The sequence below is a fragment of the Marinomonas epiphytica genome, assembly GCF_054780655.1.
On record NZ_BAAGVX010000026.1, the window covers coordinates 418,648 to 431,789 of the forward strand.

Consider the following 13,142-nt stretch of genomic DNA (forward strand, 5'->3'; position numbering starts at 1 on the left):
GCTTCTAGGCATGGCATTTGATAAACTGCTTCATCAATCTAACGAAAATGAGCTTTATGTTTGATAACGACTATTCTGTTCCTGTGTCTTTTTCACTCGCCGCAAAAATTGGCTTGGAAGAAGCGGTTTTACTGACTTTTTTAAAGCAGCAGGTCTATTTAATAAACAGCCCAGTACTGACGTTTGAAGCCAGTCAGCTGAGTAGCAAGTTGCCATTTTGGACAATGCCGCAATTACTGCGCTTGCTGGAAAATTTACAGCTTAGCCAATTGATCCAATATGCTCGTCAAGAACAGGTACTAAAAATAGAGTTTCCAATGCAGGGAACTGCAGTTAAGTCAGGAACTGGGCAAAAAGATAGCTATGATGATGCCCTTATGAATAAAATGAAACGGTTGCACAAAGAATCGCAAAAGAGTGCACCACGTCAGCCTGAAGCGCCGGTTTCATCCAAACCTGCATATCGCCAAGCACCAAATGAGTTTCCTGCTTCGGTGAATAATGCTAAAGATAGACGAGGTGTTACCGATTTTGACCTTTACCTTGAGCAGAAGGAACGTTCTAGGCAACCAGATCAATGGCAGCCAGAAGAGGCTACCTTGGAACAAATTAGCCAAGCAGGCATTAACCGAGAATTTGCCATAGGCTTACAAACAGAGTTTTTATTGCGTATAAAAGAGCAACGCAAAAACGTTAGAACTTGGAACAGTGAATTTTTTAAATACGTAAAACGCCAGTGGCAATACAAACAAGCGGATCGAACTTCTTATGAAGGAACCTCAGTCAGTTCAAAATTTGGTAAAACCTCTAGAGAACAAGTTAGCGATGCACTCTCCAACATCCACGACACAGACTGGTGATGAGCGAACTGAGTCGGTAGAGCAAAAACACGCTAACCAAGAAGGTGAGCAAAAAACGCGGGTTCTGGTTAATATGCTTTTTGCCCGTTTTAAAGCCATATATACCCATAAATTCGCTTCTGCTTATAGCACCACAGAAGAAGTGAAACTGGCTAAGCGAGAATGGGCTGTTGCATTAAAAGGTTTTCAGGAGCCGCTGTTAGCCTATGCTGTTGAGCGAACTAAAGAAACCTATGCGTGGCCGCCAACTATTTCCGAGTTTTTACAGCTAATCAATACGGCTTACAAGGCTTATGGTTTAAAAGATCCACGCAGTGCCTATATGGAAGCCTGTGCTTGCCGTGTGGACCCTTTAGTTTTTAAATGGAGTCATGCCGCTGTATTTTTCGCTGGTTCACAAACTGGCTGGTACAAACTTAAAACAGAAGCAGAGCGCACTACTTGGCCACTATTTGAAAGTAACTATTTAAAAGTAGTGGATAGAGTGATCGCTGGAGAGCGCCTAGTGGTGCCTGCTATCGTTATGATTGAAGATAAGCAAAGCTTTGATATTAAAGGTTTAGTTGCCGAAATCGCAACGCAGTTAAACATGGTAGAGGAGGATATCGCCCCTTTACTTTATTACACGCAAAAAACCTACGGTTCTGGAATTCGTCAAAGCTATCGTAAAATAAGTTTAGAGAAGTTACGGGAAATGGGATTTCAAGGTGAGTTACCAAACTAAGGATTTGAGTTTTTAAAGAAGGCCTTGTGTTAGTCAATGAGGCTGGAAGTGCTTTTTAGCACTAAGTGATTAGAGGTATTTATGATAAAAGTTTTACTGGTAGATGATCATGAAATGCTTAGCCACTCCCTTAGCCATTTTTTGCAAACTGCAGATGGAGTGGACGTAGTAGGTACGGTGGCCAGTGGTGAAGAAGCCATTGAGCAAACTAGAAGCTTACAGCCAGATGTGGTTTTCATGGATGTACATATGCCAGGAATTGGAGGCTTAGGTGCGACCCAGGAAATAAAACGCTTATTTCCTAATACCAAGGTTATTGCTCTGTCGGCATTAAACGACAGCTTGTACCCAACCCAATTATTGCAAGCAGGGGCGTCAGGTTATGTTACCAAAGGCACCCCCCCTGACGAGTTATTTGAAGCCATTAAAACGGTCATGGCTGGAGAGCGTTTTATTTCAAATGATGTGGCGCGTAGCATGGCTTTGTCTAAAGTATCAGAAGATCAACAAGGTGGTATTCTAGAGCCTTTATCAACTCGCGAAGTACAGGTAGCGCAGATGATAGTGGATGGTGAGAAGATGCGAGACATTGCCGACAAACTTAATGTCAGCCCGAAAACCGTGAGCACCTTTAAAACACGTATTTTTAGCAAGTTAAATATTGATAATGACGTGGCGTTGGTTCGCTTAGCTACTCGTTATAAAATCTTAGGCATGAAATAGTTTAGAGGCATCTTTGGACACTCAGGTATTTGATCCTAAACATTTTGTACAGCATTTGACGACTCGTCCCGGCGTTTATCGGATGTATGACAGCAAGGACGAGCTGTTATACGTTGGCAAGGCGAAAAACCTCAAAAACCGAGTAGCCAGTTATTTTCGTCCAACAGGGCTAACGACCAAAACAATGGCCTTGGTGGCGAAGATTGACCACATTGACATTACCGTAACCAAAAGTGAAACCGAGGCATTACTTTTAGAGCAAACGCTAATTAAGCAGCATCGACCTCCTTATAATATCTTGCTGCGAGACGACAAGTCCTACCCCTATATTTTATTGTCTGAACATGAACATCCAGCCTTGTTGTTCCGGCGCGGTACCAAACAAGAAAAAGGCACCTTATTTGGCCCCTTTCCCAGTGGTAGTGCCGTACGAGAGAGTTTAAACACCATGCAAAAGGTGTTTAAAGTGCGCCAATGTGAGGACTCTGTGTATAGCAACCGCTCTAGGCCCTGCTTACAGTATCAAATCAAGCGTTGTTCTGCTCCTTGTGTCAATCTGATAACAGATGAAGAGTACGCCTCTGACGTTCGACATGCGCAAATGTTCTTACAAGGTAAGAACCAAGAGCTCACCGCTGAGATTACTGTACAAATGAAAAATGCTGCTCAGGAAATGGAGTTTGAACGAGCAGCTGAGCTTAGAGATCAAATAGTACAGCTGAAACACATTCAAGAGCAGCAGCATGTTTATGGCCAATCCGGTGAGGCTGATGTTTTAGCCGCCATCATACAGCCTGGTGGTTTGTGTGTGCACTTAATGATGGTGCGTAAAGGAAAAGTAGTAGGTAGTAAAAGCTATTACCCTAAAATGCCGTTGGAGATTTCTGAGGCAGAGTTGTTGTCTTCTTTCATTGCTCAATTTTATCTTTCAGGCGCTCAAGAGCTGCCCAAAAGTCTGATTGTGAGCCACGAAATAGAAGATAAAGATATTTTGGTTGAAGGTATTTTCACCTCACTACAAAAGCGCATTGAGCTGGTGGCCAATGTAAGAGGGCAGAGAGCCCGTTGGTTAGACTTGGCTAAGCTAAATGCTGAGCAGGGCTTGCAAGCTCGCCTTAGTGACAAACGTAACCACTTTAGCCGGATCAGTGCGTTGCAAAAAGTGTTGGGGTTTAAAGAGCCTCCAGCTCATATGGAGTGTTTTGATATTAGTCATTCTAGTGGTGAGGCCACGGTGGCATCTTGTGTGGTATTCGGCCCAGACGGTCCTGATAAAAAACGTTATCGTTCATTTAACATAGAAGGCGTGGAAGCGGGCGACGATTACGGGGCTATGAGGCAAGCGTTAACTCGCCGCTATCAAAGAGTGAAAGACGGCGAACTGGCAGCTCCTGATGTATTGTTAATAGATGGGGGGAAAGGACAGCTAAGCCAAGCTGAAGACGTGCTGCGAGAGTTAGGTTTGGTGGATATCTTTTTATTAGGGGTCGCCAAGGGTGATACTCGTAAGCCTGGCCTTGAAACCTTATATATTGGCTCCAAAGAGGACGAAGTAGTGTTGCCTCCTGATTCCTCAGCGTTACACTTGATCCAACACATTCGAGACGAAGCTCACCGTTTTGCGGTAAAAAATCATCGCCGGCGTCGTGATAAGAAACGCAGACACTCGGTCTTGGAAGAAATTCCAGGTATTGGCCCGAATCGTCGTAAAGAGTTATTAACAACCTTTGGCGGACATCAAGAGCTCATGTCAGCAAGCCAAGAAGAGATCGCCAAGGTGAAAGGGATTAGCGTTAAAAAAGCAGAAGAAATCTACCTTCATCTGCATAAAAATTAGTGGTTCGGGTGATTCATACTCGGCGTAATAAAGTAGGAATAATATGAATATACCCAATATTTTAACCTCGGTGCGTATTTTGATGATCCCCATTTTGGTGGCGGTTTATTATTTACCCTGGGAAGGGCGCTACCTAACTTGTGGCATCATTTTTGGTTTAGCCGCGATCACAGATTGGCTTGATGGCTACCTGGCACGTAAATTAAACCAAACCAGTCCCTTTGGAGCTTTTTTTGACCCAGTGGCCGATAAAGTGATGGTGTCAGTTGCTTTGGTGATGTTAGTGGCAAGTTATGCAAACCCTTTAATGACTCTAGCCAGTGCAGTTATTGTTGGTCGAGAGATTGTGATCTCAGCCTTGCGAGAGTGGATGGCAGAAATGGGTAAACGCGCCAGTGTGGCGGTTTCTTTTGTGGGTAAGTTGAAAACCACCATGCAAATGCTGGCAATCTTGATTTTATTGAGCACACCTCCTGGAAGTTTTTGGTCACACTTCGGTGAAGCAGTGCTTGTGATTGCTGCTTTATTAACCTTATGGTCTATGTATGTGTACTTAAAAGCAGCTTGGCCAGAGCTAATGCCAAGTAAATCGAACACAAAGTAATCAAAATGAAAAAAAACAGCTAAGTTGGCTATTTATTTGGATTTTTTCCTTGACCTCGCGTCAGAAATTCATAGAATATGCACCATCTTTTGAGACGCGGGAATAGCTCAGTGGTAGAGCACAACCTTGCCAAGGTTGGGGTCGCGAGTTCGAGCCTCGTTTCCCGCTCCATCTTAAAAGAGTTCTGATACAGAAGGCCGGATGGCAGAGTGGTTATGCAGCGGACTGCAACTCCGTGGACGCCGGTTCGATTCCGACTCCGGCCTCCATATCAGATAAATGCCCGGGTGGTGAAATTGGTAGACACACAAGACTTAAAATCTTGCGCTTTAACGAGCGTACCGGTTCAATTCCGGTCCCGGGCACCATTTATGGTGCCTTTTTTGTTTCTGCACCATTCTTAATCCTTCCTATCCCTTGTAATATCAGACTTTCAGCGCTTCACTTAATACTCAGTGACACTCTTGATTAGTAGATCTAAACTGAAAATTTATCAGCTAAGTATGCCAACTCTAATGGATGCCTATTCTAAGTTATTGATCTGAATTAAAAAAAGAAATAGCTCATCACCATAGGTCTGGGTATTTTTGGCGGATAATGTCGGCTAATTTCTTGATGCCTGGTTCGATGCGGTCAGATGAAATAGAAGAAAAACCAAGACGAAAGTAGTTGTTGCCGCGAGTATTATCTTCAGATTCCATAAAGTGAATTTTTCCTGGCTCAATGAGGATGCTGTTTTGCATGGCAATCGCTTTGATTTCGGTGGCATCAATGCCGTTGGGGGCCTTTATCCAGTAACTAGAGCCACCAAAACTGGGCACATTATGGCAACCTGGCAAGTGTTTATTGAGAGCGTCATTCATAGCGCGCCAGCGAGCCTGATAATTACGATTAATGTTCATGAGTAGGGCATCATGATAGCCCCGCTCCAAAAACAGGGCTGCGGCACGTTGGTTATTAGAAGCTGGGTGGCGGATCATTAAGCGGCGTAAGGCTCTCGCTTCCTTAATTAAATGCTTAGAAGCCACTACATAGCCCAGCCGTAAGCCTGGGGCGAGTGTTTTGGAAAGGCTACCAATATAAATAACGCGGTCATTGGTATCTAAGCTTTTCAATGCGGGGGTTGGTTGACTGTCGAAGTTTGTTTCGATTTCATAATCGTCTTCAATGATCAGAAAGTCTTTTTGTTGAGCTCTGCTAAGTAATGCTTTACGCCGCTCTAGCGGCATGGTGACAGTTGTAGGGCACTGGTGGCTTGGGGTGGTGTAAATAAGGTCGCAGTCATCAAGTTTCTCATCGACGACCAGCCCATCAAAGTCCACAGCCAGTGCTTTGGTGGGGCATTTGTGTAAGTTAGCAATATTGCGCACGTCTACATAGCCTGGGTCTTCTAGGCCAAATAGGGAGTGTTTGTCGAGCAAAAGTTGAACCAGTAAAAATAGAGACTGCTGAGAACCTACTGTGACTAATATTTGCTCCGGCGAAGCCCAAACACCGCGCCTTGGTAGTAAACGGGTTCGAATTTGTTCTATCAATTTGGGGTCATCAAGCCCCATGCTATCGGCTGCCCACTGACTCACCGCGGCGTTACTGGCGGCGTCTTTACAGCATTCCCGCCAATTGACACTGGGGAATATTTTTTCATCGTATTGGCCGTAAATGAAAGGGTAGTCGTAATTTTGCCAATCACGGGCTTTTACTATGTTGCTCTGTAGGCTGGGTTTAACCTTAAAACGCTTTTCCCAATCAAGGGATGTATCATTTGAATGATCTGCTTGTTCTTCCACCTTACCAGCTAATATGTCTGGATTGACAAAATAGCCGCGTCTTTCCCTGGCAATTAAATAGCCGTCGTCCAGTAAATGTTCATAAGCTAATACAACCGTGTTACGAGCAATATTTAATTGTTGGGATAGCTTGCGACTTGACGGTAACGGCACTTCTAAAGGAATGCTACCTTTTAAAATAGCGGATGCGATTTGCTCCCTAAGCTGTTGTTGAAGGCTACTACCACTACCTGGGGCGAGATGAAACAAGTGGAACATATGAGGACCTTAAGGTAAAACACATCGAGTTTTCTATTCTAATCCTAATGCTAGGTGAAGTGCTAATAACACAAGACCAGGAAAGCATGTCACCAAGCCATAAGCTTGGTGACACTTAGCAGGTGTATTAAGCAGAAATGTGTTCTAGCCCTGAATCTAGCGCCTCGACAAGTTCGTCAATATCTTCTTTTGTGGCAATCAAAGCCGGGGCCAAGCAAACGGTGTTGTTGTAAGCTTTGAAGCTACGGTTGGTGCGGCCAATAATGACGCCATTAGCCATACAGTGCCCCGCTAAAGATAAAATCACGCTTTCATCGACCGGTTCTTTAGTGAGGCGGTCTTTCACTAATTCAAACCCTGCAAATAAACCTTTACCACGAACATCACCTATAATCGGGTACTTGTCCATGAGTTCTTGCAAGCGAGTTAATAAGTATTCCCCTTGAGTGGTTACATTATCAAGTAGCTGCTCGTCTTCAATGATTTGCATATTGACAAGAGCCGCTGCAGGGCCCGCAGTACAGCCACCGAAAGTCGAAATATCACGAAAATAGCCCATTCTAGGGTCGCTTTCTGCTTTAAAAGCGTTGAATACTTCTTCTGTTGTTACCGTGCAAGAAATCGCCGCGTAGCCCGATGCAACCCCTTTTGCCATAGTAACAATATCAGGTTGAACTCCGTAATGTTGGTAACCAAACCATTTGCCAGTGCGACCAAGGCCACACACCACTTCATCAATATGCAGTAGAATGTCGTACTGCTTACAAATTTCTTGAACCCGAGGCCAATAGCCTTCTGGTGCTTCAATCACTCCGCCACCAGCAGTAATGGGTTCAAGACACAGAGCGCCAACGGTTTCTGGCCCTTCTTGCAGAATGACTTTTTCAATCTGGTTGGCTGCCCACACACCATAGTTTTTAACATCAGCACCTTCTTGGGCTCGATATTCGCAGCAATGAGGTACTTCAATGAAGTCTGGTACAAAGGGGCCGTATTGATCTCGGCGCTCATGCTGACCAGTCGCACTCAGTGCTGCAATGGTGGTGCCGTGGTAATCGCGTTCACGATATAGAATTTTGGTTTTCTTTCCACCGTATTTTTGATGAGCGATTTGACGAACAATTTTAAAGGCTTTTTCGTTTGCTTCTGACCCTGAGTTAGAAAAATACACGCGGCTTAGGCCTGGCATTTTTTCAATTAAGCGTTTGGAGAATTGTGCGGCAGGAACATTACCCGCTGAGTGGCCAAAAAAGTTCATCTGCACTAATTGATCGCGGACAGCGTCGGCAACTTCGGTGCGGCCATAGCCAATATTTACTGTCCAAACGGCGCCAGACACGGCGTCCAGGTACTCATTGCCTTTGGCGTCCCAAACGCGCATACCTTCACCCTTAACAATGACCATTGGGTCGGCATTTTCTAATCCTTTGTGGTTTGTTAAATGATGCCATACGTGATTTCTGTCGTTGCTCACAACATCAAGAGAGTCAAAGTCATTTACACTGTAGCTGGTCATAGTTACCTCGTTTTATTTAGCGCTGAAAGGGGTCCCAACATCCTTGTGAATGACTTTCGTTATCGAATAAGTTCATAATTAAGGTGGGAATATCAATTTCTGTTATTTAAATTACTCCTAACCTAATGATGCAGTTAGAACCAGATACAGAACCTCCATGAGGCCAGTCCACTAAGAATGAAAAAGCGAATTAATTCATGCAATTAAGGACATAAGAATAAAAAAAGGCCCCATGATCGGGAGGGAGTCATGGGGCCTAAAAGATAGGTAAATTTAACTGCAAATTGGTTTTATAAAATGAATACTATAGTACAAGTGTTTTGGTAAAACTCATTTCTCGAATGGCGTATTTAATGCCTTCACGGCCTAAACCACTTTCTTTCACGCCACCAAATGGGAAGTGTTCCGTTCTAAAGCCTGGGCCGTCGTTGGTTGCTAATGTGCCCACATCGAGTTCTTCAAACAAACGTTTCACTAGGGCTAAATTGTTGGTGAAGATCCCGCCTTGTAGGCCATAAGCCGTGTTGTTAATGATAGGAACAATGTCGTCTACATTGCTAAATTTATATAGCGGCATCACAGGCCCAAAGGCTTCTTCTGCCATGAGCTCGCAGTCGGGGGAAACGTTCTCTAAGATGGTTGGGTAAACAAACGCTCCATCATATTGGTTCCCCATGGTAACTGTGGCTCCTTTATTGATGGCGTCTTCAATAAATTCACGAATTTGGTTTGCTGCGCCTTGATGAATGACTGGGCCAATGAAGGTGTCTTCTTTGGTTGGATCACCCACAATCAATTTTTGGCTTTCAGCGACTAGCAAATCACGGAACGCCTCGTAGACTGCTTCATGAACGAATAAGCGTTTTGCAGCGGTACAGCGTTGTCCTGCTGTGGCAAAGCGTTGGTTAATGGCTGCTTTGACCGCAGCTTGAATATCGGCATCATCCATTATAATGAGCGGGTCGTTGCCTCCGAGTTCGAGTAGCAATTTTTTATAGCCCGCTGCCGCAGCAATGGCATTGGCAGCCGCAGTGCCACCTGTGAAATTAATGGCATTGACACTTGGGTGGGCATTAAGTTGGTCTAAATCTTTTAATTCTGGCATGCAGTACTGCAATATCTCTTTACTAAAACCTGCCTCATAGCAAAGTTTTACTAACAGTAACGACGACTCGGTATTTTGTGGACTGGGTTTAAATAACACCGAATTACCAGCCGCATAAGCAGGGCCAATTTTATGAATGGCGATATTGATGGGAAAGTTAAACGGAGTAATGCAAAAAATGGTGCCAAGAGGTCGCCAGCAAACAATCCCCATTTTTTTACCCATATTCGCGTAAGCATCTGAATCTAATGCTTCCCCTGAAATCTGTCGCGCCTCTTCACTACAGGCAATGGTCGCATTGATGGCGCGCATCATCTCTACTCGAGAGTCTGAGATGGTTTTGCCGGTTTCTTTGGTGATTAACTGGGCAAACTCTTCAGAATGCTCTTTTAAAAGCTCAGAAAGCTTTAAGAGTACATTGGCACGTTCAAAAGCGGCTGTTTTGGCTTGTATTTTTTGTCCAGCTTTTAGGGTCGCCAGTTTTTCCTCAATGGTTGCCCATGAAGTGAATTCATAAGTGCCAATGTCTTCGTTATTAAACGGGTTCGTTAAAGTATAGGTTTGGCTCATGTCTGTGCTCCCATTTGAATGAGTTGAAAGAGAATACGCCCGGCAGCAATAAAGAGTGCTAACTTCATAAGCGTAAAGAAGATTTTCGTATTGATATAGCTAAGAACTACGACACCGAGTCGGGCTCCTAGAACAGCCGCTAGGCTTAAAATAGCAATCAGCCAAGCGTTATCTATGAATGAGAAACCAATGAATAAGTAAGCGGGGATCTTGGTTAAATGGGCAAACAGCTGCATTAAGGATTTATTGCAAACCACTTCTTCTTTTGAAAGGTCTTTGCGAATAAAGAAAACCGCCAACAGTGGATCTATAGCGCCCGCAATAATGCCTAAACTGCCTGTGGCGATGCCAACCCAGAAAAAATCTTTATCCTGGATTTTTAACTCGGGCATGTGCTTTGGTTTAAATAAAATATAAAGTATTAAGCACAGCAAAATGAGTAACGGAAAAAATTCTCCAATGTACTGGACAATGAAAAGGGTTGTGAGTGTTGCACCAACTATGGCACCTAATCCAAATGGCAGACACATCGCCCAGCGGATATGAGAGCGCAAAAACCAGCTTCGAGCCGCATTGTTAAACACTTGAACCGTGCCATGAATCGCTACAAGTGGCCGAACGGGGAGGTAAACACTCATCGCTGCAAACATTAAAACGCCACCCGCCATGCCAGTAATTGAGGTGATCATAGAAGCCAAAGCGATGGCAGCTGATAACCAAAAAATACTGCTGTTCGAGAGTTCAATAATGTCCACGTTGCTCGCCTAATAAATTGAAAGTAGTACCAGAGTAGAAAAATCTAGAAGAGTGAAATAGATCCAGTTCGGAATGTTTTATAGTCCAGTGGGTTTTGCTTATTAACATTGAATGGTTTTTTATCCAGCAGGCATGGTGTTTAATATGGGGGAGTGCCGTGTCAAACATGCCTTAGGAGAGAGCGAATGTCACAGTTGCAGGACAAAAATAAAGTCAGATTAACTACAAGAACCGTTGCCATGCCAAGCGACACTAACCCAGCGGGTGATATTTTTGGTGGTTGGGTGGTATCGCAAATGGACATTGCGGCAGGTATTTGCGCAGGTCAAAGGGCTCAAGCTCGTGTGGTTACCGTTGCGATTGATAGCATGAGTTTTATTAAACCTGTCAAAGTAGGGGATATTTTGGGGGTGTATACAAGTGTTGATTCAGTGGGCCGTACTTCCATGAACATTCGTGTTGAAGCTTGGGTGCGCCGTGGCCGTATAGGCCATAGAGAGAAAGTAACAGAAGCTATGTTTAAATTTGTTGCCATTGATGAAGAAGGCCGCTCAACACCAATCCCTAAAGAAGAAGACCTACCAGACTACGTGAACCACAGTTTGGAATGTGACTAATTATTAGGTCAAGTGAGATACCTAAAAGAAAGATGAGGATTGATCGAGATAAATAAACCTTCAAATATCAATAAAGTTTTATTTGATTATATGGTACCAGTAGGCGGACTCGAACCGCCACGCCTTTCGGCAACGGATTTTGAATCCGTCGTGTCTACCAATTCCACCACACTGGCCCTGAAAAAGGTGATGAGTATTCTATGTATTTTTACTTAGCTGTCAATTGTTTAGATGAAAAAGATACAAATTATTGAATACTGGCAATGACCTCATCAGCCCGTATCATGGCTTCTAAAAAGGCATTGTTAAGGGTGTTCAGTGTTTTGGAGTCTAATTTTTTTAGCCTCGACCACTTTTGCTCTTCGCAGCTTAAAGTGAGCTTTAATAAGTCTCCTAGCTGGCCTTTTCCGTGTAAAATAGCCTCTTTTATTTCATCTGATAAAGCTATCTGTTGAAAAGCGGTTTGTTTATCCACACCTAAAATGGCATCAATACCTGATAATAAACCGGCCATGAAAGCGGTTTCTTGTAATTCAGGCGCTTGTTCCATAGCAAGCAATCGACAGCAATGCCCGCGGGTTAACAACAGCTTAAATAGAGATAGCGGTTGATCAGAAGAAGACGTTAACGTAATCAATAGGGCCCAGCGTTTTAATTGCGCTAAACCAATAAAAACAACCGCCTCTTTAATAGATTCCACTTGCTTGCCAAGGCCACATATAGGGCTGTTTAAAATACGTAATAACTGAAAAGACAAAGTTGGGTTGCCGGCCACCATATCGCTGATAATATCAATGGAGATCTCTTCGTCTTGCAGCGCATTAACAAGAGATAAGGCGCCTTGGGTTTCCGAGTCTATGGTTTTGCCTTTAATCAATTGGGGGCGCTGTAGAAAGTACCCCTGAAAAAGCTCAAAGCCCATTTTTTCGCACAAATCAAACATGGTTTGATTTTCGACTTTTTCGGCAAGTAAAGTCATGCCCATTGCTTTGAGTTCATTTAACTGATCTTTATAACGAATGGGGTTTGTGGCAAGTACATCCACTTTAATGATGGAGATCCAAGGTAATAATGCTTTGTACTCATCGGTGAATTGATAATCATCAAGAGCGAATAGATAACCAGCATCATGCCATTCTTTTACTGCTTGAATGAATTCAGGAGACAGTTCTTGGTCTTCTAAGATTTCAATGCAAATGGTTTTAGGGTCAACAGGAATAAAGGTGTCGTCTAATAACAAGTCGGTGGTCATGTTAATAAAAAACGGCTTGCCCTGTAATGACTCAATTTGGCTAATACCAATACAGAGGTTTACCAGAACACGGCTGGTGGCCAGATTGCCATCAAATTCATCCGCACTGATTTCGTTTTTAGAGCGAAACAATAGCTCATAACCGTACACTTCCTTACTGTGTGTCAGTATGGGCTGTTGGGCCATCATTAAATCATCGTACAAATTTGGTAGGCTAGTCATGCATTTTTTATTCTTTCTAATGTCGCTCGAATATATCAAATACTAGGATTTAGACTAGGGTATGAAGGTAGGTTTGTAAATTAAAATGTTAATTTTAGTAACTTGGAGGGGGCGTAAGTATTGACAGCAACTTTTTAGCTCCCTAAAATGCACGGCGTTCAGTTTATGGGGCTATAGCTCAGCTGGGAGAGCGCTTGCATGGCATGCAAGAGGTCTGCGGTTCGATCCCGCATAGCTCCACCATAAATTCTTGATTTCCCTCTTCTATTTTTGCATTCCCAAGGTTAGGCTAGACACATAGCTAATCAGTT

Annotated in this window: 11 protein-coding genes and 5 tRNA genes; 10 read left to right on the forward strand and 6 right to left on the reverse strand. The window is 43.6% G+C overall.

The window, feature by feature from the left end; translation table 11 throughout:
- Positions 1 to 56: 56 nt before the first annotated feature.
- The 8 genes from ACYVGZ_RS07090 (at position 57) to ACYVGZ_RS07125 (ending at position 5,116) form a co-directional block, all read left to right on the forward strand.
- Complete coding sequence (locus ACYVGZ_RS07090) at positions 57 to 860, forward strand: DnaT-like ssDNA-binding domain-containing protein (RefSeq protein WP_460753201.1); 804 nt, start codon at positions 57 to 59, stop codon at positions 858 to 860.
- Positions 826 to 1,584 carry a replication protein P gene (locus tag ACYVGZ_RS07095; RefSeq protein ID WP_460753204.1) on the forward strand — a complete coding sequence of 253 codons (759 nt, stop codon included), beginning with the start codon at positions 826 to 828 and terminating at the stop codon, positions 1,582 to 1,584. Before ACYVGZ_RS07090 ends, ACYVGZ_RS07095 begins: the two co-directional genes overlap by 35 nt.
- A gap of 81 nt (positions 1,585 to 1,665) precedes the next feature.
- A complete protein-coding gene (locus tag ACYVGZ_RS07100) occupies positions 1,666 to 2,307 on the forward strand; it encodes a response regulator (protein ID WP_460753207.1) in 642 nt (213 codons plus the stop codon).
- A gap of 13 nt (positions 2,308 to 2,320) precedes the next feature.
- Positions 2,321 to 4,144, forward strand: coding sequence for an excinuclease ABC subunit UvrC (uvrC, locus tag ACYVGZ_RS07105; protein WP_460753209.1), 1,824 nt, complete (start codon positions 2,321 to 2,323; stop codon positions 4,142 to 4,144).
- A gap of 43 nt (positions 4,145 to 4,187) precedes the next feature.
- Positions 4,188 to 4,748 carry a CDP-diacylglycerol--glycerol-3-phosphate 3-phosphatidyltransferase gene (gene pgsA, locus ACYVGZ_RS07110; RefSeq protein WP_460753212.1) on the forward strand — a complete coding sequence of 187 codons (561 nt, stop codon included), beginning with the start codon at positions 4,188 to 4,190 and terminating at the stop codon, positions 4,746 to 4,748.
- A 96-nt stretch (positions 4,749 to 4,844) separates the two neighbouring features.
- A tRNA-Gly gene (locus ACYVGZ_RS07115) sits at positions 4,845 to 4,919 on the forward strand.
- Between the two features lie 24 nt (positions 4,920 to 4,943).
- Positions 4,944 to 5,017 (forward strand) — tRNA-Cys (locus tag ACYVGZ_RS07120).
- Positions 5,018 to 5,029: 12 nt separating this feature from the next.
- Positions 5,030 to 5,116 (forward strand) — tRNA-Leu (locus tag ACYVGZ_RS07125).
- Between the two features lie 198 nt (positions 5,117 to 5,314).
- On the opposite strand, the gene pdxR is transcribed toward ACYVGZ_RS07125, so the two are convergent.
- The 4 genes from pdxR to ACYVGZ_RS07145 all read right to left on the reverse strand — a co-directional run bounded on the left by pdxR (position 5,315) and on the right by ACYVGZ_RS07145 (position 10,739).
- Entirely contained in the window at positions 5,315 to 6,793 is a 1,479-nt protein-coding gene (gene pdxR / locus ACYVGZ_RS07130; protein WP_460753215.1) for a MocR-like pyridoxine biosynthesis transcription factor PdxR, read from the reverse strand.
- Positions 6,794 to 6,920: 127 nt separating this feature from the next.
- On the reverse strand, positions 6,921 to 8,309 hold the full coding sequence (locus ACYVGZ_RS07135) for an aminotransferase family protein (protein WP_460753218.1): 1,389 nt from the start codon (positions 8,307 to 8,309) through the stop codon (positions 6,921 to 6,923).
- A gap of 304 nt (positions 8,310 to 8,613) precedes the next feature.
- Complete coding sequence (safD, locus tag ACYVGZ_RS07140) at positions 8,614 to 9,984, reverse strand: sulfoacetaldehyde dehydrogenase SafD (RefSeq protein WP_460753221.1); 1,371 nt, start codon at positions 9,982 to 9,984, stop codon at positions 8,614 to 8,616.
- Positions 9,981 to 10,739: a TSUP family transporter gene (locus tag ACYVGZ_RS07145; RefSeq protein WP_460753224.1), complete on the reverse strand. Its 759-nt coding sequence runs from the start codon at positions 10,737 to 10,739 to the stop codon at positions 9,981 to 9,983. The genes safD and ACYVGZ_RS07145 overlap by 4 nt, the downstream gene beginning before the upstream one ends.
- Positions 10,740 to 10,925: 186 nt before the next feature.
- On the opposite strand from ACYVGZ_RS07145, the gene ACYVGZ_RS07150 reads away from it, so the two are divergent.
- The gene (locus ACYVGZ_RS07150; RefSeq protein WP_460753227.1) at positions 10,926 to 11,357 is read left to right on the forward strand and encodes an acyl-CoA thioesterase; all 432 of its coding nucleotides are present in this window, start codon (positions 10,926 to 10,928) and stop codon (positions 11,355 to 11,357) included.
- 91 nt (positions 11,358 to 11,448) lie between these two features.
- On the opposite strand, the gene ACYVGZ_RS07155 is transcribed toward ACYVGZ_RS07150, so the two are convergent.
- Positions 11,449 to 11,533 (reverse strand) — tRNA-Leu (locus ACYVGZ_RS07155).
- Positions 11,534 to 11,604: 71 nt separating this feature from the next.
- Positions 11,605 to 12,831, reverse strand: coding sequence for an EAL and HDOD domain-containing protein (locus ACYVGZ_RS07160; protein WP_460753230.1), 1,227 nt, complete (start codon positions 12,829 to 12,831; stop codon positions 11,605 to 11,607).
- A gap of 167 nt (positions 12,832 to 12,998) precedes the next feature.
- Between ACYVGZ_RS07160 and ACYVGZ_RS07165 the strand changes: the two genes are divergently transcribed.
- Positions 12,999 to 13,074: transfer RNA gene (locus ACYVGZ_RS07165), tRNA-Ala, on the forward strand.
- The last annotated feature ends 68 nt before the right edge of the window (positions 13,075 to 13,142 follow it).

Coding starts and splice junctions, on each gene's coding strand:
- ACYVGZ_RS07090 (WP_460753201.1), top strand. CDS start 57: ATGTTTGATAACGACTATTCTGTTCCTGTGTCTTTTTCACTCGCCGCA.
- ACYVGZ_RS07095 (WP_460753204.1), top strand. CDS start 826: ATGCACTCTCCAACATCCACGACACAGACTGGTGATGAGCGAACTGAG.
- ACYVGZ_RS07100 (WP_460753207.1), top strand. CDS start 1,666: ATGATAAAAGTTTTACTGGTAGATGATCATGAAATGCTTAGCCACTCC.
- pgsA (WP_460753212.1), top strand. CDS start 4,188: ATGAATATACCCAATATTTTAACCTCGGTGCGTATTTTGATGATCCCC.
- pdxR (WP_460753215.1), bottom strand. CDS start 6,793: ATGTTCCACTTGTTTCATCTCGCCCCAGGTAGTGGTAGTAGCCTTCAA.
- ACYVGZ_RS07135 (WP_460753218.1), bottom strand. CDS start 8,309: ATGACCAGCTACAGTGTAAATGACTTTGACTCTCTTGATGTTGTGAGC.
- safD (WP_460753221.1), bottom strand. CDS start 9,984: ATGAGCCAAACCTATACTTTAACGAACCCGTTTAATAACGAAGACATT.
- ACYVGZ_RS07150 (WP_460753227.1), top strand. CDS start 10,926: ATGTCACAGTTGCAGGACAAAAATAAAGTCAGATTAACTACAAGAACC.
- ACYVGZ_RS07160 (WP_460753230.1), bottom strand. CDS start 12,831: ATGACTAGCCTACCAAATTTGTACGATGATTTAATGATGGCCCAACAG.